We start from the raw sequence: 21,156 nt of genomic DNA, 5'->3' as shown, positions 1-21,156 counted from the left end.
CGCCGTGGTTTCTTATTATCTTGCTTAGCGCTTCTTCTTGTTGGCAATGTGGATGGCATGGCCATTCACTGCCAACGCGGCTTCGTGCAGCGCTTCAGACAGGGTCGGATGGGAGAAAACCATCATGCCGATGTCTTCGGCGCTGGTGCCGAACTCCATACCGATAGCGCCCTGCTGAACCAGTTCTGCTGCGCCTGGGCCAATCACGTGGACGCCCAGTACGCGATCAGTCTTGGCATCAGCGATGACTTTGACAAAACCGCCAGTATCGTTCGCGGCCATGGCACGGCCAGAAGCGGCAAACGGGAAGGTGCCGACGTTAACTTCAACGCCTTCAGCTTTCAACTGCTGTTCGTTCTTGCCTACCCATGCAATTTCCGGGTGGGTGTAGATAACCGAAGGGATCAGGTCGTAGTTCATCTGGGTCTTGTGACCCTTGATGCGCTCAACCACCATGATGCCCTCTTCGGAGGCCTTGTGTGCCAGCATCATGCCGCGAACCACGTCGCCGATGGCGTAGACGCCAGGAACGGTGGTCGCGCAGTGATCGTCGACGTGGACAAACCCACGCTCGTCGATGGTCACGCCGCTGTCGGATGCCAGCAGATCAGTGGTCACTGGACGGCGACCAACGGCAACGATCAGCTTGTCGAAAGTGATGGTCTGTTCGCCATCCTTGTCGGTGTAGGTCACGACAACTTCTTCGCCGTTGACTTTCGAACCAGTCACGCGAGCGCCCAGCTTGATGTCCAGACCTTGCTTGGTCAGGGTCTTCAGCGCTTCTTTGGACACTGCGGTGTCGGCAGCCAGCAGGAACGTGTCCAGGGCTTCGAGCACCGTCACTTGCGAACCCAGGCGAGACCAGACCGAACCCAACTCCAGGCCGATCACGCCAGCGCCGATCACGCCCAGGCGTTTTGGTACCGACTGGAATTCCAGGGCGCCGGTCGAATCGACGATCACATTCTGATCAACAGGAGCAGGTGGAATGTCGATTGGACGGGAGCCTGGAGCCAGGATCACGTTTTCGGCTTCGATGATTTCGGTCGAACCGTCTGGCTTGGTGATTTCAACTTTTTTGCCGGCCAGCAGTTTGCCGTGACCTTGCAGGGAAGTGACGCCATTGGCCTTGAACAGGGTAGCAACGCCAGAGGTCAGGCCTTTGACGATGTTGGCCTTGCGGCCGACCATTGCTGGCACGTCCATGGTCACGCCAGCGTGGTTGATGCCGTGGATGGCAAAACCGTCCTGGGCTTCGTGGAATTTCCAGGAGCTGTCCAGCAGCGCCTTGGAAGGAATGCAACCAACGTTCAGGCAGGTACCGCCCAGCGCCAGTTTGCCTTCCTTGTCAGTGTATTTTTCGATGCAAGCAGTCGAGAGGCCCAGTTGAGCGGCCTTGATGGCGGCAACGTAGCCACCAGGGCCCGCACCAATCACTACAACGTCAAATTTCTGCGACATGAAAAAAAATCCTCTTTAGCAAAAAAGCTTCAAGCCCCGAGCCGCAAGCCAGGCTGCAATTGCTTGCAGCTTGAAACTTGCGGCTCTCGGCCGCTTTATCAGATATCCAGCAGCAGACGAGCTGGATCTTCCAGCAGGTTCTTGATGGTCACCAGGAAAGTCACGGCTTCTTTACCATCGATCAGGCGGTGATCGTAGGACAGTGCCAGGTACATCATCGGACGAATCACAACCTGGCCGTTGATAGCCATCGGACGCTGGATAATGTTGTGCATGCCCAGGATCGCAGCTTGCGGCGGGTTGACGATCGGGGTCGACATCATCGAACCGAAAGTACCACCGTTGGTGATCGTGAAGGTACCGCCGGTCATCTCGTCAATGGTCAGCTTGCCGTCACGGGCTTTCTTGCCGAAGCCAGCGATACCGCCTTCGATTTCAGCCAGGCTCATCAGCTCGGCGTTACGCAGGACCGGTACCACCAGGCCGCGGTCGCTGGAGACGGCAACACCGACGTCAGCATAACCGTGGTAGACAATGTCGCCGCCGTCGATGGAAGCGTTGACTGCCGGGAAGCGCTTCAGTGCTTCGGTGGCCGCTTTCACGAAGAACGACATGAAGCCCAGGCGCACGCCGTTGTGGGACTTCTCGAACAGATCCTTGTACTTCGAACGCAGGGCCATGACTTCAGTCATGTCGACTTCGTTGAACGTGGTCAGCATCGCCATGTTCGACTGTGCTTCAACCAGGCGCTTGGCCACGGTGGCACGAACGCGGGTCATCGGCACGCGCTTCTCGGTGCGGTCGCCAGCGGCGAACACAGGCGCAGCGGCAGCCGGGGCAGCAGCCTTGGCAGGCGCGGCTGCCGGAGCGTTCTTCTTGGCTTCAACAGCAGCAACCACGTCTTCCTTGGTTACACGGCCGTCTTTGCCGGTGCCTTTGATGGAAGCCAGGTTGATGCCGTTTTCTTCAGCCAGCTGACGCGCAGCCGGGGCAGCGATTGGATCTTCAGCGCCAGCAGCCGGAGCGGCAGCGGCAGCAGGTGCGGCTGCCGGGGCAGCCGCTGGAGCAGCGGCGGCAGCACTGCCCTCTTCGATCGAGCCCAGCACCTGGTTGGACAGGACGGTTGCACCTTCTTCGGCAACGATAGCGCCGAGAACGCCGTCGGCTTCAGCCAACACTTCCAGGACGACTTTGTCGGTCTCGATGTCGACGATCAGGTCGTCACGCTTGACGGCCTCGCCTGGTTTCTTGTGCCAGGTGGCAACGGTGCCATCGGCAACCGATTCCGGGAATGACGGGGCTTTGATTTCGATAGCCATTATCTGTGGGTCCTTAAAATTCGGTTTCAGTCAGCGCGAAGGCGTTAAACAGTGAAAGCATCTTGCAGCAGTTTTTCCTGCTGCTCGGCATGCATCGATGCATAACCACAAGCAGGTGCAGCAGAAGCATCACGACCGGCGTACTCCAGGCCCAGGGCCTTGTTGTGGTTGCCGATGCTACGACGCAGGTGATGCTGGCTGCTGTACCACGCGCCCTGGTTCATCGGTTCTTCCTGGCACCACACCACATGGGTGAGGTTGGTGTAAGGCGCAATGGCCTCCATCAGGTCGTCTTCCGGGAACGGGTAAAGCTGCTCGATACGCACGATGGCGATATCTTCGCGGCCTTCGGCACGACGTTTTTCCAGCAAGTCGTAGTAAACCTTGCCGCTGCACAGGATCAGGCGAGTGACCTTGGCCGCGTCCAGGGTGTCGATTTCCGGAATAACGGTCTGGAACGAACCATCGGCCAGATCTTCCAGGGTCGAGATGGCCAATTTGTGACGCAACAGCGATTTCGGCGTCAGCACTACCAGCGGCTTGCGCAGCGGGCGGATCACCTGGCGACGCAGCAAGTGGTAGATCTGGGCCGGGGTAGTCGGCACGCACACCTGGATATTGTGCTCGGCGCACAATTGCAGGTAACGCTCCAGACGGGCCGAGGAGTGCTCCGGGCCCTGACCTTCATAACCGTGTGGCAGCAACATCGTCAGACCGCACAGACGGCCCCACTTGTGCTCGCCGCTGGTGATGAACTGGTCGATAACCACCTGGGCGCCGTTGGCGAAGTCACCGAACTGGGCTTCCCAGATCACCAGCGCGTTTGGCGTGGTGGTCGAGTAACCGTATTCGAACGCCAGTACGGCTTCTTCGGACAGGAACGAGTCGTACAGGTCGAAACGTGGCTGGCCTTCGTACAGGTGCTGCAACGGGATGTAGGTGCCCGCGTCCTTCTGGTTGTGCAATACCGCGTGACGGTGCGAGAACGTACCACGGCCGATGTCCTGGCCGGTCATGCGGATCGGGTGACCTTCGAACGCCAGGGTCGCGTATGCCATGGTTTCGGCATAGCCCCAGTTGATCGGCAGGCCGCCGGCTTGCATCTTCTGACGGTCTTCGTAGATCTTCGCAACCTGGCGCTGTACCACGAAGCCTTCCGGGATTTCCAGCAGCTTGGCAGACAGTTCCTGCAGGGTCTTCAGGTCGAACGAAGTGTCGTGACGCGCAGTCCAGGCATGGCCCAGGTACGGGCGCCAGTCCACGAACAGCTCTTTGTTCGGCTCTTTGACCAGACTTTTTACTACATGCAGACCATTGTCCAGCGCGTTGCGGTATTCGTCGATTTTCGCCTGAACACGCGCCTCATCCAGCACGCCGGCCTTGGTCAGGCTTTCGGCGTACAGCTCACGGGTGGTGCGCTGCTTGGTGATCTGCTGGTACATCAACGGTTGGGTGCCGCTAGGCTCGTCCGCTTCGTTGTGACCGCGGCGGCGGTAGCAAACCAGGTCGATGACCACGTCACGCTTGAACTGCATGCGGTAGTCAATGGCCAGTTGGGTCACGAACAATACGGCTTCCGGGTCATCACCATTCACATGGAGGATCGGCGCCTGGATCATCTTGGCAACGTCGGTCGCGTACTCGGTAGAGCGTGCGTCCAGCGGGTTGCTGATGGTGAAACCAACCTGGTTGTTGATGACGATATGAACGGTACCGCCAGTCTTGAAGCCGCGGGTCTGCGACATCTGGAACGTTTCCAGGACCACGCCTTGACCGGCGAATGCCGCGTCACCGTGGATGGAAATCGGCAGCACCTTCTCACCGGTGGAGTCGTTGCGGCGATCCTGGCGAGCACGTACCGAACCCTCGACCACCGGAGAAACGATTTCCAGGTGGGATGGGTTGAACGCCATGGCCAGGTGGACTTCACCGCCGGTGGTCATCACGTTGGACGAGAAGCCCTGGTGGTACTTAACGTCACCGGAACCCAGCTCGACCTTCTTCTTGCCTTCGAACTCGTCGAACAGCTCGCGCGGGTTCTTGCCGAAGGTGTTGACCAACACGTTCAGGCGACCACGGTGAGCCATGCCGATCACGATTTCCTTGGTACCGTAGGAACCGGAACGCTGGATCAGTTCGTCAAGCATCGGAATCAGGCTCTCGCCGCCTTCCAGGCCGAAACGCTTGGTACCCGGGTATTTGGTGCCCAGGTATTTTTCCAGGCCCTCGGCAGCGGTGACACGCTCAAGCAGGTGGCTGCGTACATCGGCCGACAGCACCGGACGACCACGCACGCCTTCCAGGCGATGCTGGAACCAGTGACGCTGCTCGGAATCGGTGATGTGCGTAAACTCAGCGCCGATGGTGCGGCAATATGTCTGCTGCAACGCTTCGTGAATTTCGCGTAGGCTCGCTTCCTCTTTGCCGATGAACAGGTCGCCGGCACGGAAGGTCGTATCAAGATCGGCATTGGTCAAGCCGTAGTGATTGATCGACAGGTCTGCAGGTGCAGGACGCTGCCACAGCCCCAGCGGATCAAGCTGGGCTGCCTGGTGGCCACGCATACGGTAGGCCTGGATCAGTCGCAGTACTTCAACTTGCTTCTTCTCGTGCTCACTGCTCACGCTCCCGGCGGAAACCGGCTGGGCGCGGCGCTGGTTCTTTGCCAGCAGCACGAACTGATCGCGAATTGTTGCGTGCGATACATCGGTGGCAGCGTTGCCGTCTGAAGACAACGTCTGAAATTTGGTGCGCCATTCTTCTGGCACAGCGTTAGGGTCGTGCAGGTAGAGCTCATAAAGCTCTTCCACATAGGCAGCGTTACCACCTGAAAGATAGCCGCTGTTCCACATGCGCTGCATCACGCTTTCTTGCATGCTTGGTCACCCTCGATTTGGGGACACCACCGGCGAAAACACCGAGTTTGCTTGCAAAAGGCCAAGTGCAGCGACCAAAACAAGCCACTTAGGATCACGCTGATAGTTCGGGTACCAACCCGAATGCCCCTGCTTGTCTCATTTCTTCAAAATAAGAGCTGCGGCTTTGTAAGTCGCTGCTCAAGTTAAAACTACGGCGCCGGTTGAAGCCTGCGCCGTAGCATTTACGGGCACAACGGTCCTGCTTTTACTACAACGTCAGTTACACGCCGCTCTGCAGCAGCATGTTACGGATGTGACCAATGGCCTTAGTCGGGTTCAGGCCTTTGGGACATACGTTGACGCAGTTCATGATCCCGCGGCAGCGGAATACGCTGAACGGGTCATCCAGTGAAGCCAGACGCTCGGACGTCTTGGTGTCACGGCTGTCTGCCAGGAAGCGATAGGCTTGCAGCAATGCAGCTGGACCCAGGAACTTGTCCGGATTCCACCAGAAGGACGGGCAAGAGGTCGAGCAGCAAGCGCACAGGATGCACTCGTACAGACCGTCGAGCTTCTCGCGTTCTTCCGGGGACTGCAGACGCTCGATGGCCGGGGCCGGCGTGTCGTTCTGCAGGAATGGCTTAACCTTCTCGTATTGCTTGTAGAAGATGCTCATATCGACGACCAGGTCACGGATAACCGGCAAACCTGGCAGTGGACGAACGATCAGCTTGTTGCCTTTGACCACAGCGGACAGCGGCGTGATGCACGCCAGGCCGTTTTTGCCGTTGATGTTCATGCCGTCGGAACCGCATACACCTTCACGGCAAGAGCGACGATAGGAGAAACCTTCGTCCTGCTCTTTGATCAGGGCCAGCACATCCAGCACCATCAGGTCTTTACCACCGGTATCGACCGTAAATTCCTGCATGAACGGCGCGGCGTCCTGATCAGGGTTGTAGCGATAAACACTGACTTTCAACATGGCAGCCACCCTTAGTAAGTCCGAATCTTCGGTTCAAACGTCGGAACCGTCTTCGGCGAGAAGTTCACGGCACGCTTGGTTACGCGCTTGTCACCCGGGAAGTACAGGGTGTGGCACAACCAGTTTTCGTCATCGCGATCTTCAAAGTCTTCACGGGCGTGGGCACCACGGGATTCTTTACGAACCTCGGCAGCGATTGCGGTCGCTTCGGCCACTTCCAGCAGGTTCTGCAGCTCAAGGGCTTCGATACGAGCGGTGTTGAACGCCTGGCTCTTATCGTTGATCTTGACGTTGGCGATACGCTTGCGCAGATCAGCCAGCTGGGCGATACCCTTCTGCATGTATTCGCCGGTACGGAACACACCGAAGTAGTTCTGCATGCAGCTTTGCAGCTCACGACGCAGGGTAGCCACGTCTTCGCCATCAGTGCGCTCGTTCAGAGCGTTCAGGCGTGCCAGGGCAGCCTCGATGTTGGCGTCGGTGGCGTCATCGTATTCGATGCCATCGGTCAGCGCCTTTTCCAGGTGCAGGCCAGCAGCACGGCCGAATACCACCAGGTCGAGCAGCGAGTTGCCACCCAGACGGTTGGCACCGTGCACCGATACACAAGCCACTTCGCCCACAGCGAACAGACCATGAATGATCTCGTCCACGCCTTCGGCGTTCTGGGTGATTGCCTGGCCATGGATGTTGGTCGGCACGCCGCCCATCATGTAATGGCAGGTTGGAACCACTGGCACCGGAGCAACCACCGGGTCAACGTGTGCGAAAGTCTTGGACAGCTCGCAGATACCTGGCAGACGGCTGTGCAGCACTTCTTCGCCCAAGTGATCGAGCTTCAACAGTACGTGGTCGCCATTCGGGCCACAGCCGTTACCGGCGATAATCTCTTTAACCATCGAACGGGCAACAACGTCACGACCAGCAAGGTCTTTCGCGTTCGGAGCATAACGCTCCATGAAACGCTCGCCGTGCTTGTTGATCAGGTAACCGCCTTCACCACGGCAACCTTCCGTAACCAGTACACCGGCGCCGGCGATACCGGTCGGGTGGAACTGCCACATTTCGATGTCTTGTACCGGAACGCCAGCACGCAGCGCCATGCCAACGCCGTCGCCGGTGTTGATCAGGGCATTGGTGGTCGAAGCGTAGATGCGACCTGCACCGCCAGTCGCCAGAACGGTAGCCTTGGCGCGGATGTAGGTGGTTTCACCGGTTTCGATGCAGATAGCGATCACGCCGACGAATGCGCCGTCCTGGTTTTTCACCAGGTCAACTGCGTAGTACTCGTTCAGGAACGTGGTGCCGGCTTTCAGGTTGCCCTGATAGAGGGTGTGCAGCAGTGCGTGACCAGTACGGTCGGATGCCGCGCAGGTACGGGCAGCCTGGCCACCCTTACCGTAATCCTTGGACTGACCGCCGAATGGACGCTGGTAGATACGACCCTGCTCGGTACGGGAGAACGGCAGACCCATGTGGTCCAGCTCGAACACCGCAGCCGGGCCTTCCTGACACATGTACTCGATAGCGTCCTGGTCGCCGATATAGTCGGAACCCTTGACGGTATCGTACATGTGCCAGCGCCAGTCATCGTTCGGATCTGCAGACGCGATCGCGCAGGTGATGCCACCCTGGGCCGATACAGTGTGGGAACGGGTCGGGAACACCTTGGTGATCACCGCCGTCTTGTGGCCGCCCTGGGCCAGCTGCAGCGCAGCGCGCATGCCGGCGCCGCCACCACCAATAATGATGGCGTCAAAAGAAATCGTTGGAATGTTAGCCATGAATCAGATACCCCAGAGAATCTGCACACCCCAGACGAAGTAAGCGAACATCGCGACGCCGCATACTGCCTGGAAAAGGAAACGTACTGCAGTCGCGGACTTGCCCAGCGCCATTGGCGTCAGGTAGTCGGTCGCGATGGTCCACATGCCGACCCAGGCGTGAGCGCCCAGGGCCACAAGGGCGAGCAGACTGAAGATACGCATCCCGTTGTGGGAGAACAGACCGTGCCATTGGGCGTAGCCAATGCCAGGGTTTGCAACGAGGTACCCGATCAGGAAAATGAAATAAGCCGCGAGAACGACCGCAGACACACGCTGTGCCATCCAGTCATAGAGGCCCGAACGCGAAAGGTTCGTAACGCTGGTTACCATATCCAAACTCCTGCCAGAACGATCAGCACCACGGAAATGGCGATGATGATTTTCGAGCCCAGGCGGCCGCCTTCCAGCGTCTCACCGATGCCCATGTCCATGATCAAGTGGCGCACACCGGCTACCAGGTGATACAGCAGAGCGGACAGGAGGCCCCATGCTACGAACTTGGCCAGCGGGCTGGTCAAGCATGCCTTCACCTCGGCGTATCCTTCCTCGGAACCCAGGGATTTGCTCAATGCATAAAGCATGATGCCCAAGCCCAGGAACAGGATGATGCCGGAAACACGGTGCAGGAACGACGTAACGCCGGTGATGGGGAGTTTGATGGTCCTTAGGTCTAGGTTTACAGGTCGTTGGCTATTCACGGCTTTTTTTCACACTGAAGAGCCCCTAACAATCAGGGCAAAGTTGTTGGGGAGTGCACTGGTCAGGTAAGCACCACCCAGGGAGTGCGACCCCCAATGAAAGCAAGCCCAAAAGCCCTTGGCGGTCGGTGGCCGAGTATAGACAGTTAGGCTACTAATGACAACGCGCGCTCCTCACCCTAATAGCTGATTGCGCTGACGGGATAAAAGGCGTAAACGGCAGGTAATTTCGAGGAAAAAGTACGGTTAAAGCCTTCTGGGGCAAGACTTTAGGCAAATTGACATCTGGATTTATATCAATATAGTGGTGCGGGCCCTGCGTGGGGGGTCTGTCTGATGATTTGAAGCATAAATAGGAGGCCACATGGCTGACAAAAAAGCGCAGTTGATCATCGAGGGCGCAGCCCCCGTCGAGCTGCCCATTTTAACCGGCACCGTTGGTCCCGATGTTATCGACGTACGGGGCCTGACGGCCACGGGCCGTTTCACTTTCGACCCTGGCTTCATGTCGACCGCCTCTTGCGAGTCGAAGATTACCTATATCGATGGCGATAATGGCATTCTGCTACATCGCGGCTACCCGATCGAACAACTGGCCGAGAAATCGGACTATCTGGAAACCTGCTACCTGCTGCTGAACGGCGAATTGCCAACACCTGCGCAAAAGGCCCAGTTTGTCAGCACCGTGAAGAACCACACCATGGTTCACGAGCAGTTGAAGACCTTTTTCAACGGCTTCCGTCGCGATGCCCACCCGATGGCCGTCATGTGCGGTGTAGTCGGCGCCCTGTCGGCCTTCTATCACGACTCCCTGGACATCAATAACCCGCAGCATCGCGAAATCTCCGCGATCCGCCTGGTTGCCAAGATGCCAACCCTGGCGGCGATGGTTTACAAGTACTCCATGGGCCAGCCCATGATGTACCCGCGCAACGACCTGACGTACGCGGAAAACTTCCTGCACATGATGTTCAACACCCCGTGCGAGATCAAACCGATCAGCCCGGTGCTGGCCAAGGCCATGGATCGGATCTTCATCCTCCATGCCGACCACGAACAGAACGCCTCGACATCCACCGTGCGCCTGGCGGGCTCCTCGGGGGCCAATCCATTCGCCTGTATCGCCGCCGGTATCGCCGCACTCTGGGGCCCTGCCCACGGCGGTGCGAACGAAGCCGTATTGACCATGCTCGATGAAATCGGCGATGTGTCCAACATCGACAAGTTCATCGCCAAGGCCAAGGACAAGAACGATCCGTTCAAGCTGATGGGCTTCGGCCACCGGGTCTACAAGAACCGTGACCCGCGCGCCACCGTCATGAAGCAGACCTGCGACGAAGTGTTGAAGGAACTGGGCATCAACAACGATCCGCAACTTGAACTGGCTATGCGCCTGGAAGAGATCGCGCTGACCGACCCATACTTCATCGAGCGCTCGCTGTACCCGAACGTCGACTTCTACTCGGGGATCATCCTCAAGGCGATCGGTATCCCAACCAGCATGTTCACCGTGATCTTCGCCCTGGCGCGGACCGTGGGCTGGATCTCCCACTGGAAAGAAATGCTCTCCAGCCCGTACAAGATTGGCCGCCCGCGCCAGCTGTACACCGGCTACGAGTCGCGTGACATTACCAAGCTGGAAGACCGCAAGTAAGCATTCAACTGCTTAGTTGCATTGAGAACGGCCTCCCTTAGTGGAGGCCGTTTTTGTTTGTGCTGTCTGACATAACGCTTTCGCGAGCAAGCCCGCTCCCACAGTTGATCGTGTACATCCTTTGAAATGCGGTCAGCTGTGGGAGCGGGCTTGCTCGCGAAAGCAATAGCCCAGGGAACACAGAACTCCAGGCAAAAAAATACCCCGGCCTTTGGACCGGGGCATTTCTTATTGAGCAACAAGCTTAGTGATTAACCGCCCCACTCGCCCCCAGGCCAGTTTGCGAACGCACAAACTGCGGGAAGTACAGCGCACGCTCTTTCACCGCCGCCGCCGATTTGTCGGTGATGGAGAAGAACCAGATACCGACGAACGCAATGATCATCGAGAACAGCGCTGGATACTCATAAGGGAAGATCGCTTTTTCATGGTGCAGGATCGAGACCCAGATGGTCGGGCCGAGGATCATCAGGCCAACCGCACTGACCAGGCCCAGCCAGCCGCCAATCATCGCGCCACGGGTGGTGAGGTTTTTCCAGTACATGGAAAGCAGCAGCACCGGGAAGTTACAGCTCGCCGCAATGGAGAACGCCAGGCCGACCATGAACGCAATGTTCTGGCTTTCGAACAGGATACCCAAGCCAATCGCCAGCACTGCCAGGGCGATGGTGGTGATCTTCGACACGCGAATCTCATCCTTCTCGTTGGCCTTGCCTTTCTTGATCACGCTGGCATACAGGTCATGGGATACCGCCGAAGCGCCAGCCAGGGTCAAGCCGGCAACCACCGCGAGGATGGTGGCGAAGGCCACGGCCGAAATGAAACCCAGGAAAATACTGCCACCCACCGCATTGGCCAGGTGCACCGCCGCCATGTTGTTGCCGCCCAACAGAGCGCCCGCTGCATCCTTGAACGCCGGGTTGGTGCTGACCAGCAGAATCGCGCCGAAGCCGATGATAAAGGTCAGGATATAGAAGTAGCCGATAAAGCCAGTGGCATACAGCACGCTCTTGCGGGCTTCTTTAGCGTCACTCACGGTGAAGAAGCGCATCAGGATGTGTGGCAGGCCAGCGGTACCGAACATCAGGGCCAGGCCGAGGGAGAACGCCGAGATCGGATCCTTGACCAGACCACCCGGGCTCATGATCGCCTCACCTTTAGGGTGAACCTTGATCGCCTCGGAGAACAGCATGTTGAAGTCGAAGTTGACGTGTTTCATCACCATCAGCGCCATGAACGAGGCACCGGACAGCAGCAGCACTGCCTTGATGATCTGCACCCAGGTGGTGGCCAGCATGCCGCCGAACAACACATAGAGGCACATCAGGATACCCACCAGGATCACCGCTACATGGTAATCAAGGCCGAACAGCAACTGGATCAGCTTGCCCGCGCCGACCATCTGCGCGATCAGGTAGAACGCCACCACCACCAGCGAACCGCAGGCCGACAGGCTGCGGATCTGGGTTTGCCCCAGGCGATAGGACGCCACGTCGGCAAATGTGTATTTACCCAGGTTGCGCAAGCGCTCGGCGATCAGGAACAGAATGATCGGCCAGCCCACCAGGAAGCCGATCGAGTAGATCAGGCCATCGTAGCCAGAGGTGAACACCAGAGCGGAAATCCCCAGGAAGGACGCCGCCGACATGTAGTCACCCGCAATCGCCAGGCCGTTCTGGAAGCCTGTGATCTTGCCGCCAGCCGCATAATAGTCGGCCGCCGAGTTGTTACGTTTGGATGCCCAGTAGGTAATGCACAACGTAGCGCCGACAAACGCTACAAACATCACGATAGCTGCGACGTTCAACGGTTGCTTGTGCACTTCACCGGTCAATGCGTCCGCCGCCCAAACGGCAGGAGCAAAAAGCGAAGCGCCGAATACAGCCAATAGACGACGGATCATTGCGCAGCCTCCTTGAGAATCGCATTGTTCAGGTCGTCGAATTCGCCGTTGGCGCGTCGCACGTAGATGCCTGTGAGCACAAAGGCCGAGACAATCAGGCCGATCCCAAGCGGGATGCCCCAGGTGATGGACGATTCAGGACTGATCTTGGCCCCCAGGACCTGGGGTCCATAGGCAATCAACAGGATGAATCCGGAGTACAGCCCAAGCATGATCGCCGAGAGAATCCAGGCGAACCTTTCCCTTTTTCTTACCAGCTCCTTGAAGCGCGGGCTGTTTTGAATCGAGAGGTAAATGCTGTCGTTCATTGTTTTTATCCTCGCAGCACAGCTTTTTTATTATTGGTACATATCCACTGTATGCGGCTACGGGAGAGGTTCCAGACGACCTTAGTCTTAGAACCACATCACGGCTTGCGCCCTGTAGGAGCCCGGCTTGCCGGCGATGGCGTTCTTGAGATCGCTATCGCCGGCAAGCCGGACTCCTACAAAAGCGCAAAAGCCGCCCGGCATGAATGCCGGACGGCCCTGAAACACCTTATTTAGAGGGGGTTCTGTTTACTGAGCAGTCCACTCGGCCACGCGCTCAGGATGCTTGGCTACCCAATCCTTGGCCGCCACATCAGGCTTGGCACCTTCCTGGATGGCCAGCATCACTTCGCCGATTTCATCCTTGGAGGCCCACTGGAACTTCTTCAGGAACGCCGCGACTTCCGGGGCCTTCTTTTCCAGGCCCTTGCTGCCGATGCTGTTAACCGTCTCGGCAGCGCCATAAATGCCTTTGGGATCGTCAAGGAAGCGCAGCTTCCACTTGGCGAACATCCAGTGTGGCACCCAGCCGGTCACTGCGATGGAGTCTTGCTTGTCTTCGGCACGGGTCAGTTCGGCGATCATCGCCGCCCCGGAACTGGCTTGCAGCTTGTAATCCAGGCCGTATTGCTTGATGGCTTCGTCAGTCTTGAGCATCACGCCGGAACCGGCATCGATGCCAACGATCTTGTTCTTGAAGGTGGTGTCGGTCTTCAAGTCCTCAATAGACTTGGCCTTGACGTACTCCGGTACGATCAAACCGATCTTCGCATCCTTGAAGTTGGGGCCGTAGTCGACCACCTTGTCTTTGTTCTTGGTCCAGTACTCACCGTGGGTCACCGGCAGCCAGGCCGAAAGCATCGCATCGAGTTTGCCGGTGGCCACGCCCTGCCACATGATCCCGGTGGCAACCGCCTGCAGTTTCACGTCATAACCGAGCTTTTGCCTGATCACTTCAGCGGCCACATGGGTGGTGGCGACACTGTCCGACCAGCCGTCCACATAGCCGATGCTCAGGGTGTTGCTGTCGGCGCTGGCCAGTGTGGAACCCATCGCAACTACCAAGGTGGCAGCTGCGCCCAAGAGTCGTCGCATCTTCATAGTGCATCCCCGAAAGTGCTGCGCCCGGCGGATGCCGAGCGACGTCAACCTGTTGTTCTCTGGTGCCGCTTGATCATCAACCCGCCGCCCCCGGCGACCTGCTCTGACTGCGACCTCGGATAAGCAAGAAACGACATCAAGTTGCCAGCAGGACGAACCGTACGAAACACCGTCAAAAATCCGCCCGAACTTTGCATGTCAAAATTATGCGGCCCCACTGAAAACCGGCAAATGCAGGTAAGATGCGCGCCTTTGCTCCTACACGGCCCGACCATGACCGCGACTGCCCGCTTCCCCTTCCTGCCTTATGTATTTGCCTTGCTGCTCGGCCTTTTTGCGCTCGGCGGCTACTGGTACGGCCTTGGCCAGCCAGTGGTGCTGCCGGATGTGGCCAGCGCCAGTCACAAGCTGCAATGCGCGTCCTACACACCATTCGACAAGGACCAATCGCCGTTCGACCAGCCGTTCAAGCTGCGCCCCGAGCGCATGGACGCCGACCTGGCACTGCTGGCCACACGCTTTGAGTGCATCCGCACCTACTCCATGACCGGCCTCGAAGCCCTGCCCGACCTGGCGCGCAAGCATGGCCTGAAGTTGATGATCGGTGCCTGGATCAACAGCAACCCAGTGGACAATGCCAAGGAAGTCGACCTGCTGATTGCCTCGGCCAATGCCAACCCCGACGTGGTCACATCGGTGATCGTCGGCAACGAAGCGCTGCTGCGCAAGGAAATCACCGCCCCGCAGCTGGTGAAGCTGATCGAAAGGACCAAAAGCCAGATCCAGCAGCCCGTCACCTACGCCGACGTCTGGGAGTTCTGGCTGCAACACCCGGAAATTGCCCCGGCAGTGGATTTCCTGACCATTCACTTGCTGCCGTACTGGGAAGATGACCCTGCCGGCATCGACCAGGCCTTGCGTCATGTCGGCGATATTCGCCAGACATTCGGCAACCGCTTCGCCCCCAAGGACGTGATGATTGGCGAAACCGGCTGGCCCAGCGAAGGGCGCCAGCGGGAAACCGCCGTGCCGAGCCGGGTCAACGAAGCCAAGTTCATCCGCGGTTTTGTCGCCATGGCCGAAGCCAATGGCTGGCACTACAACCTGATCGAAGCCTTCGACCAGCCGTGGAAACGCGCCAGCGAAGGTGCCGTCGGCGGCTACTGGGGACTGTTTGATGCCGATCGCCAGGACAAGGGTATTCTGGCCGGCCCAGTCACCAACCTGCCGTACTGGCCCGTTTGGCTGGGCGTTGGCGGGCTCATCCTGCTGGCCACCCTGATGCTCGGCGGGCGTGTTCGCAGCACCCGCAACGCCTTGTTGCTGCCGCTGCTGGGTGCGGTGGCGGCCGGGTCAATTGCCAGTTGGGCCGAACTGACCCGGGTCACCGCACGCTTTACCGATGAATGGATCTGGGCCGCGTTGCTGCTGGCCCTGAACCTGTGGGTGCTGGCACATGCTGCCCTGGCCTTGAGCGCTCGCCAGGGTTGGCGCGAGCGGGCCTTCGCCTGGCTGGAACAACGTGCCGGCTGGCTGGTCGCATTTGCCGGGTTCGCCGCAGCGGTGATGATGCTGGCACTGGTGTTCGACCCGCGCTATCGCAGCTTCCCTAGCGCCGCCCTGCTGCTGCCTGCACTGGTCTACCTGCTGCGCCCGGTCAGCGGGCCGCGCCGGGAAATTGCCCTGCTGACCTTCATCATCGGTGCTGGCATTGCACCGCAGCTGTATCGCGAAGGCTTGATGAACCAGCAGGCGCTGGGTTGGGCATTGGTAAGTGGCTTGATGGTGGCCGCCCTGTGGCGTTGCCTGCGGGTGCGCAAACCCTGAGGTAGGAGCCGGCTTGCCGGCGATAGCGATCTGCCTGTGATCGCATCGCTGGCAGACCCGCCGCCATCGCCGACAAGCCGGCTTCTACCGGTATTACGTCAGGCGGCCTTGGGTTTCCTGACCAGCCGCAACGCGGCAATCACCAGCGCAAACACCGCAAAATTGGTGTTGTACAACGCCAGCGCCGGAATCCCGAAGGCCAGCCCCAGCACTGCCAAGCCCCATCCCGCACGGCCTGGTACCACAAACGCCAGCACCGACGCGACCAGCGCCGCCCATCCCATGACCTTGAAGTGGATCATCAAGCCCAGGTTTGCCCGCAACTGGCACTCCCAGCGGCTGGCATCCTCAACGCAGATGCCCACCCACTGCCCATCTTCCATAAACCCATAACGGGCCCCATAACTGGCGGCCAGCCATAACGGCAAGGCCAACAGCAGCAGGATCAACGGCAAACGACGGGACATAAGGGCACTCCGATAGGCGAAAACGGCGCCCAGCTTAATCGCCCCGGGGCCATTGGCAAGGGTTGCACGCAGATAACTATTCATCAAAGCGTGCCAAAGTGTATCGTCTGGCTACTATTACCTAGATTCCTACGTTTTTTTCCGATATTTAGTGCCGATGGTTGGCACTTCGGCGATAGCGCAGTGGTCATAGCCAGCGAACTTCATTAAGCACGTTTCCTCTTAGGGATTTAGTCATGCTCCGTTCCTTGCGCTGCGCTGCCCTGTTGGGTGGCCTTTTTTTGAGTGCGTCAGCACTGGCGGTCGATGTCGACCAGGCCAGCTATGGCTACCCTTTGACCAACCCGTTTGAAGCAACCATTGCCACGACACCACCAGACCTGCGGCCGGATTTGCCATCCATCGATGACATCAACCAATCCGACTACAGCCTGACCATGCGCCCGGAGCGTGAATTCAGCCTGCCCGACAACTTCTGGCCGGTGAAGAAGCTCACCTACCGCATTGCCAAGCAAGACCGCGCGGCACCGCTGATCTTCCTGATTGCCGGCACCGGTGCGCGCTTTGACAGCACCCTCAACGAATACCTGAAAAAGCTCTACTACAAGGCCGGCTACCACGTCGTGCAATTGTCATCGCCCACCAGCTTTGACTTCATCAGCGCCGCCTCGCGCTTTGCCACCCCCGGCATCACCCAGGAAGACGCCGAGGACATGTACCGGGTAATGCAGGCCGTGCGCGCACAAAACGCCACGTTGCCGGTCACCGACTTCTACCTCACCGGCTACAGCCTCGGGGCGCTGGACGCAGCGTTCGTCAGCAAGCTGGACGAAACCCGCCGCAGCTTCAACTTCAAGAAAGTGTTGCTGCTCAACCCGCCGGTCAACCTCTACACCTCCATCACCAATCTCGACAAACTGGTGCAGACCGAGGTCAAGGGCATCAACAACAGCACCACCTTCTATGAACTGGTGCTGGACAAGCTGACCCGTTATTTCCAGCAAAAAGGCTACATCGACCTCAACGACGCCCTGCTCTACGACTTCCAGAACTCCAAGGAACACCTGACCAACGAGCAGATGGCGATGCTGATAGGTACCTCGTTCCGCTTTTCGGCGGCCGACATCGCCTTCACCTCAGACCTGATCAACCGTCGCGGCCTGATCACCCCGCCCAAGTACCCGATTACCGAAAGCACCAGCCTCACGCCGTTCCTCAAGCGCGCGCTGCAGTGTGATTTCGACTGCTACCTGACCGAACAAGTGATCCCGATGTGGCGCGCCCGCTCCGACGGCGGCAGCCTGCTGCAACTGGTCGACCAGGTCAGCCTGTACGCCCTTGAAGACTACCTGCGCGACAGCCCCAAGATTGCCGTGATGCACAACGCCGACGACGTGATCCTCGGCCCTGGCGACTTGGGCTTCTTGCGCAAGACGTTCGGCGATCGCTTGACCGTCTACCCACTGGGCGGCCACTGCGGCAACCTCAATTACCGCGTCAACGCCGACGCCATGCTGGAGTTCTTCCGTGGCTAAACATCTCCTGCTTCTTGCGGCCTTACTCTGTGCAGGCGTTGCCAACGCGGACAACAGCAAGGCTCACGCACCCAACGTGGTTGACCAGGATGGCTTCAAGGAGCCCTTGAGCAAACTCAAGTTCAACCCTGGCCTGGACCAGCGCGAGTTCGAGCGCTCGACCCTCAACGCCCTCAACGTCTATGACCCGCTGGAGTCGTGGAACCGTCGGGTGTATCACTTCAACTATCGCTTCGACCAATGGGTGTTCTTGCCGGTGGTCGATGGTTATCGCTACGTCACCCCAAGCTTCCTGCGTACTGGCGTCAGCAACTTCTTCAACAACCTGGGCGATGTGCCCAACCTGCTGAACAGCCTGCTGCAACTCAAGGGCCACCGCTCCCTGGAAACCACCGGTCGCCTGCTGGTCAACACCACCCTCGGCATCGCCGGCCTGTGGGACCCGGCCACCGCCATGGGCCTGCCGCGCCAGAGCGAAGACTTCGGCCAGACCCTGGGCTTCTACGGCGTGCCTGGCGGTGCCTACCTGGTCCTGCCGATCTTCGGCCCGTCCAACCTGCGAGACACCGGCGGCCTGCTGGTGGACTACACCGCAGAATCCCAGATCAACTTCCTCAACGTGTCCGAAGCCAGCTCCAACCACCCGGAAATCTGGGCCTTGCGTGCAGTGGACAAACGCTACCAGACGAGCTTTCGCTACGGTCAGATGAACTCGCCGTTCGAGTATGAAAAAGTACGGTATGTGTATACCGCGTCGCGCAAGTTGCAGATTGCGGAGTAACCAGCCAAGTACAAAAAAAGGCCATTCGATTGAATGGCCTTTTTTATCGCAGCAGGCAGGTCTTCAAGCCCTGAGGGTTTTCCAGGCCTTGCCCACCACGCTGACCAGCGCCAGCACTAATGCGCCAGCGATAATCCCCGCAACCGCGTTGAGCAGGGTCGGCACCAGCCAGCTGATGCCACCCATGCTCTGGCTCACCGTTTCAATCCAGCGCTGCACCGCCGGCACGCCGTGAGTCAGGATGCCACCACCGACCATGAACATGGCCGCCGTGCCGATCACCGACAGGCTTTTCATCATGTACGGCGCGGCGCGCAGAAGCCCGTTGCCGATATCACGTACCCGCTTGCCGGGCTTTTGCGTCATCCACAGGCCCAGGTCATCGAGCTTGACGATGCCGGCCACCAGCCCGTACACGCCAATGGTCATGACCAGGGCGATGCCCGACAACACGATCACCTGTTGCATCAAAGGCGCATCGGCCACGGTGCCCAGGGTGATAGCGATGATTTCAGCCGAGAGGATAAAGTCAGTACGGATCGCGCCCTTGATCTTGTGTTTCTCGAAGGCCACCAGGTCAGTTGCCGGATCGGCCACGGCTTCAACCAACTGGGCATGCTCGGCCTGGTCGTCCGCCTTGCTGTGCAGGAATTTATGGGCGAGCTTTTCAAAGCCCTCGAAGCACAGATAAGCGCCACCCAACATCAACAATGGCGTGACCGCCCACGGCGCGAAGGCGCTGATCAGCAACGCGGCGGGCACCAGGATCAGCTTGTTGATAAACGAACCCTTGGCAACGGCCCACACCACCGGGATTTCCCGCTCGGCGCGCACGCCGGAGACTTGCTGGGCATTGAGCGCCAGATCGTCACCCAGCACCCCAGCGGTTTTCTTGGCGGCCATTTTTGTCATCAAGGCGACATCATCCAGGACAGCGGCGATGTCATCGATCAATACCAATAAGCTGCTTCCTGCCATGAATCGGACGTCCTTAATGTGGGATATTTCGCAGCATAGCGTGGTACAAAGCGTCGCGGGCAGATTCTTGAGGCGCGCAGATCGCCGGTGCTACCATGCGCAACCGCCTGTCCTGGCAAGGAATCATCTGGTCTATGAGCACCATTCGCGAGCGCAACAAAGAACTGATCCTGCGGGCTGCCAGCGAGGAGTTTGCCGACAAGGGCTTCGCCGCGACCAAAACCAGCGACATCGCCGCCAAGGCCGGGCTGCCCAAGCCCAATGTCTACTACTACTTCAAATCCAAGGACAACCTCTACCGCGAGGTGCTCGAAAGCATCATCGAGCCGATCCTGGCCGCCTCCACTCCCTTCAACCCGGACGGCGACCCCAAACAGGTATTGAGCGGCTATATCCGCTCGAAAATCAGCATCTCCCGCGACCTGCCCTTTGCCTCGAAAGTATTCGCCAGCGAAATCATGCACGGCGCCCCGCACCTGAGCCCCGAGCAGGTGCAACAGCTCAATGCCCAGGCCAAGCACAATATCGATTGCATCCAGAACTGGGTCGATCGCGGCCTGATCGCGGCCATTGACCCTCATCACCTGATGTTCAGTATCTGGGCGGCGACACAGACCTATGCCGACTTCGACTGGCAGATCTCGGCAGTCACCGGCAAGGCCAAGCTCGACGAGGCCGATTATGAAGCGGCGGCGCAGACGATTATCCGGTTGGTGTTGAAGGGGTGCGAGCCGGACTGATGGGCCGTGGTGTGGCCAAGATTCGCGAGCAAGCCCGCGCCCACACTAGATTTGTGCCAGACACAAAATGTATGAACAACAAAGATCCCATGTGGGAGCGGGCTTGCTCGCAAAAGCGCCGTCCCAGACACATCCTGCCAAAAGCCTGCCCATCAGCCTCAAAATCCCCGATCTAGCCTCTCAAGACCCCATCTGAAGAGAGGCAACGGAATGCCTGATCGAGCCACCTCACACCGCCTGCGCATCGGCAGGTTCAGCGAAACCAATCGCATCTACCTGATCACCACCAACACCCATGAACGCGTGCCGATCTTCAGGGACTTCTACCTGGGCCGCCTGGTGGTCTGGCAGTTCAGGCTCGCCCAGTATCAAGGGCTGGCGCACACTCTGGCCTGGGTGGTGATGCCCGACCACTTCCACTGGCTGATCGAGCTGCAAAAAGGCTCGCTGGGCGACTTGGTATGCCAGGTCAAATCCAAAAGCACTCGATCGGTCAATGGCGCCACTGGCCGCAAGGGAAGACTCTGGCAAACCAGCTTTCATGACCATGCCCTGCGTAGGGAAGAAGACCTGGTGAAAGTGGCCAGGTATGTGGTGGCCAATCCATTGAGGGCGGGATTGGTGGAGAGGGTTGGCGACTATCCGCTGTGGGATGCGGTTTGGGTATAGGTTCAAGACCGAGTCGCCGCTTTCGCGAGCAAGCCCGCTCCCACAT

General features: G+C 58.8%; 18 protein-coding genes. 6 read left to right on the top strand and 12 right to left on the bottom strand.

Annotated elements, in window-relative coordinates:
* Positions 1 to 24: 24 nt before the first annotated feature.
* From lpdA to sdhC, 7 genes are all read right to left on the bottom strand, one after another.
* Complete coding sequence (gene lpdA, locus HZ99_RS25690) at positions 25 to 1,461, bottom strand: dihydrolipoyl dehydrogenase (RefSeq protein ID WP_038447088.1); 1,437 nt, start codon at positions 1,459 to 1,461, stop codon at positions 25 to 27.
* 98 nt (positions 1,462 to 1,559) lie between these two features.
* Positions 1,560 to 2,780 (bottom strand): 2-oxoglutarate dehydrogenase complex dihydrolipoyllysine-residue succinyltransferase, encoded by a 1,221-nt coding sequence (gene odhB, locus HZ99_RS25685; protein ID WP_038447086.1) that lies wholly within the window; start codon positions 2,778 to 2,780, stop codon positions 1,560 to 1,562.
* A gap of 44 nt (positions 2,781 to 2,824) precedes the next feature.
* Positions 2,825 to 5,656, bottom strand: coding sequence for a 2-oxoglutarate dehydrogenase E1 component (locus tag HZ99_RS25680; protein WP_038447084.1), 2,832 nt, complete (start codon positions 5,654 to 5,656; stop codon positions 2,825 to 2,827).
* Positions 5,657 to 5,918: 262 nt separating this feature from the next.
* Entirely contained in the window at positions 5,919 to 6,623 is a 705-nt protein-coding gene (locus HZ99_RS25675) for a succinate dehydrogenase iron-sulfur subunit (protein ID WP_038447082.1), read from the bottom strand.
* Between the two features lie 11 nt (positions 6,624 to 6,634).
* Positions 6,635 to 8,407, bottom strand: coding sequence for a succinate dehydrogenase flavoprotein subunit (sdhA, locus tag HZ99_RS25670; protein ID WP_038447080.1), 1,773 nt, complete (start codon positions 8,405 to 8,407; stop codon positions 6,635 to 6,637).
* Positions 8,408 to 8,410: 3 nt separating this feature from the next.
* Complete coding sequence (gene sdhD, locus HZ99_RS25665; protein ID WP_029292670.1) at positions 8,411 to 8,779, bottom strand: succinate dehydrogenase, hydrophobic membrane anchor protein; 369 nt, start codon at positions 8,777 to 8,779, stop codon at positions 8,411 to 8,413.
* Entirely contained in the window at positions 8,773 to 9,147 is a 375-nt protein-coding gene (gene sdhC / locus HZ99_RS25660) for a succinate dehydrogenase, cytochrome b556 subunit (RefSeq protein WP_003172804.1), read from the bottom strand. The genes sdhD and sdhC overlap by 7 nt, the downstream gene beginning before the upstream one ends.
* A 364-nt stretch (positions 9,148 to 9,511) precedes the next feature.
* On the opposite strand from sdhC, the gene gltA reads away from it, so the two are divergent.
* Entirely contained in the window at positions 9,512 to 10,801 is a 1,290-nt protein-coding gene (gene gltA / locus HZ99_RS25650) for a citrate synthase (protein WP_038447076.1), read from the top strand.
* 244 nt (positions 10,802 to 11,045) lie between these two features.
* Here the strand turns inward: gltA and HZ99_RS25645 are convergent, their stop codons facing one another.
* The 3 genes from HZ99_RS25645 to HZ99_RS25635 form a co-directional block, all read right to left on the bottom strand.
* On the bottom strand, positions 11,046 to 12,704 hold the full coding sequence (locus tag HZ99_RS25645) for a cation acetate symporter (protein WP_032859168.1): 1,659 nt from the start codon (positions 12,702 to 12,704) through the stop codon (positions 11,046 to 11,048).
* Positions 12,701 to 13,012, bottom strand: a complete 312-nt coding sequence (locus HZ99_RS25640; RefSeq protein ID WP_038447073.1) for a DUF485 domain-containing protein — start codon at positions 13,010 to 13,012, stop codon at positions 12,701 to 12,703. The genes HZ99_RS25645 and HZ99_RS25640 overlap by 4 nt, the downstream gene beginning before the upstream one ends.
* 249 nt (positions 13,013 to 13,261) lie before the next feature.
* Positions 13,262 to 14,113, bottom strand: a complete 852-nt coding sequence (locus tag HZ99_RS25635) for a glycine betaine ABC transporter substrate-binding protein (RefSeq protein ID WP_038447071.1) — start codon at positions 14,111 to 14,113, stop codon at positions 13,262 to 13,264.
* 273 nt (positions 14,114 to 14,386) lie between these two features.
* On the opposite strand from HZ99_RS25635, the gene HZ99_RS25630 reads away from it, so the two are divergent.
* The gene (locus tag HZ99_RS25630) at positions 14,387 to 15,940 is read left to right on the top strand and encodes a glycosyl hydrolase family 17 protein (protein ID WP_038447069.1); all 1,554 of its coding nucleotides are present in this window, start codon (positions 14,387 to 14,389) and stop codon (positions 15,938 to 15,940) included.
* Between the two features lie 98 nt (positions 15,941 to 16,038).
* Here the strand turns inward: HZ99_RS25630 and HZ99_RS25625 are convergent, their stop codons facing one another.
* The gene (locus HZ99_RS25625; RefSeq protein ID WP_038447068.1) at positions 16,039 to 16,407 is read right to left on the bottom strand and encodes a hypothetical protein; all 369 of its coding nucleotides are present in this window, start codon (positions 16,405 to 16,407) and stop codon (positions 16,039 to 16,041) included.
* Positions 16,408 to 16,643: 236 nt separating this feature from the next.
* On the opposite strand from HZ99_RS25625, the gene HZ99_RS25620 reads away from it, so the two are divergent.
* Positions 16,644 to 17,942, top strand: a complete 1,299-nt coding sequence (locus tag HZ99_RS25620) for a serine/threonine protein kinase (protein WP_038447066.1) — start codon at positions 16,644 to 16,646, stop codon at positions 17,940 to 17,942.
* Complete coding sequence (locus tag HZ99_RS25615; protein ID WP_038447064.1) at positions 17,935 to 18,723, top strand: VacJ family lipoprotein; 789 nt, start codon at positions 17,935 to 17,937, stop codon at positions 18,721 to 18,723. The genes HZ99_RS25620 and HZ99_RS25615 overlap by 8 nt, the downstream gene beginning before the upstream one ends.
* A gap of 63 nt (positions 18,724 to 18,786) precedes the next feature.
* On the opposite strand, the gene HZ99_RS25610 is transcribed toward HZ99_RS25615, so the two are convergent.
* Positions 18,787 to 19,701: a DUF808 domain-containing protein gene (locus tag HZ99_RS25610; RefSeq protein ID WP_038447062.1), complete on the bottom strand. Its 915-nt coding sequence runs from the start codon at positions 19,699 to 19,701 to the stop codon at positions 18,787 to 18,789.
* 134 nt (positions 19,702 to 19,835) lie between these two features.
* Between HZ99_RS25610 and HZ99_RS25605 the strand changes: the two genes are divergently transcribed.
* Together HZ99_RS25605 and HZ99_RS25600 are read left to right on the top strand one after the other, a co-directional pair.
* Positions 19,836 to 20,441, top strand: a complete 606-nt coding sequence (locus HZ99_RS25605) for a TetR/AcrR family transcriptional regulator (RefSeq protein WP_038447060.1) — start codon at positions 19,836 to 19,838, stop codon at positions 20,439 to 20,441.
* A 210-nt stretch (positions 20,442 to 20,651) separates the two neighbouring features.
* Positions 20,652 to 21,110 (top strand): REP-associated tyrosine transposase, encoded by a 459-nt coding sequence (locus HZ99_RS25600; RefSeq protein WP_038447059.1) that lies wholly within the window; start codon positions 20,652 to 20,654, stop codon positions 21,108 to 21,110.
* Positions 21,111 to 21,156: the final 46 nt, after the last annotated feature.

This window comes from Pseudomonas fluorescens, from assembly GCF_000730425.1.
GTDB lineage: Bacteria > Pseudomonadota > Gammaproteobacteria > Pseudomonadales > Pseudomonadaceae > Aquipseudomonas > Aquipseudomonas fluorescens_X.
Note: the sequence above shows the minus strand (reverse complement) of the source record. Positions and strands in the feature narration are given on the sequence as shown.

What these genes read in the sequence shown, in the direction of transcription:
- HZ99_RS25630 (WP_038447069.1), top strand. Translation starts at nt 14,387, where the DNA reads ATGACCGCGACTGCCCGCTTCCCCTTCCTGCCTTATGTATTTGCCTTG.
- HZ99_RS25680 (WP_038447084.1), bottom strand. Translation starts at nt 5,656, where the DNA reads ATGCAAGAAAGCGTGATGCAGCGCATGTGGAACAGCGGCTATCTTTCA.
- HZ99_RS25645 (WP_032859168.1), bottom strand. Translation starts at nt 12,704, where the DNA reads ATGATCCGTCGTCTATTGGCTGTATTCGGCGCTTCGCTTTTTGCTCCT.
- HZ99_RS25635 (WP_038447071.1), bottom strand. Translation starts at nt 14,113, where the DNA reads ATGAAGATGCGACGACTCTTGGGCGCAGCTGCCACCTTGGTAGTTGCG.
- HZ99_RS25625 (WP_038447068.1), bottom strand. Translation starts at nt 16,407, where the DNA reads ATGTCCCGTCGTTTGCCGTTGATCCTGCTGCTGTTGGCCTTGCCGTTA.
- gltA (WP_038447076.1), top strand. Translation starts at nt 9,512, where the DNA reads ATGGCTGACAAAAAAGCGCAGTTGATCATCGAGGGCGCAGCCCCCGTC.
- HZ99_RS25610 (WP_038447062.1), bottom strand. Translation starts at nt 19,701, where the DNA reads ATGGCAGGAAGCAGCTTATTGGTATTGATCGATGACATCGCCGCTGTC.
- HZ99_RS25675 (WP_038447082.1), bottom strand. Translation starts at nt 6,623, where the DNA reads ATGTTGAAAGTCAGTGTTTATCGCTACAACCCTGATCAGGACGCCGCG.
- odhB (WP_038447086.1), bottom strand. Translation starts at nt 2,780, where the DNA reads ATGGCTATCGAAATCAAAGCCCCGTCATTCCCGGAATCGGTTGCCGAT.
- sdhA (WP_038447080.1), bottom strand. Translation starts at nt 8,407, where the DNA reads ATGGCTAACATTCCAACGATTTCTTTTGACGCCATCATTATTGGTGGT.
- HZ99_RS25640 (WP_038447073.1), bottom strand. Translation starts at nt 13,012, where the DNA reads ATGAACGACAGCATTTACCTCTCGATTCAAAACAGCCCGCGCTTCAAG.
- HZ99_RS25600 (WP_038447059.1), top strand. Translation starts at nt 20,652, where the DNA reads ATGCCTGATCGAGCCACCTCACACCGCCTGCGCATCGGCAGGTTCAGC.
- HZ99_RS25620 (WP_038447066.1), top strand. Translation starts at nt 16,644, where the DNA reads ATGCTCCGTTCCTTGCGCTGCGCTGCCCTGTTGGGTGGCCTTTTTTTG.
- HZ99_RS25605 (WP_038447060.1), top strand. Translation starts at nt 19,836, where the DNA reads ATGAGCACCATTCGCGAGCGCAACAAAGAACTGATCCTGCGGGCTGCC.
- sdhD (WP_029292670.1), bottom strand. Translation starts at nt 8,779, where the DNA reads ATGGTAACCAGCGTTACGAACCTTTCGCGTTCGGGCCTCTATGACTGG.
- lpdA (WP_038447088.1), bottom strand. Translation starts at nt 1,461, where the DNA reads ATGTCGCAGAAATTTGACGTTGTAGTGATTGGTGCGGGCCCTGGTGGC.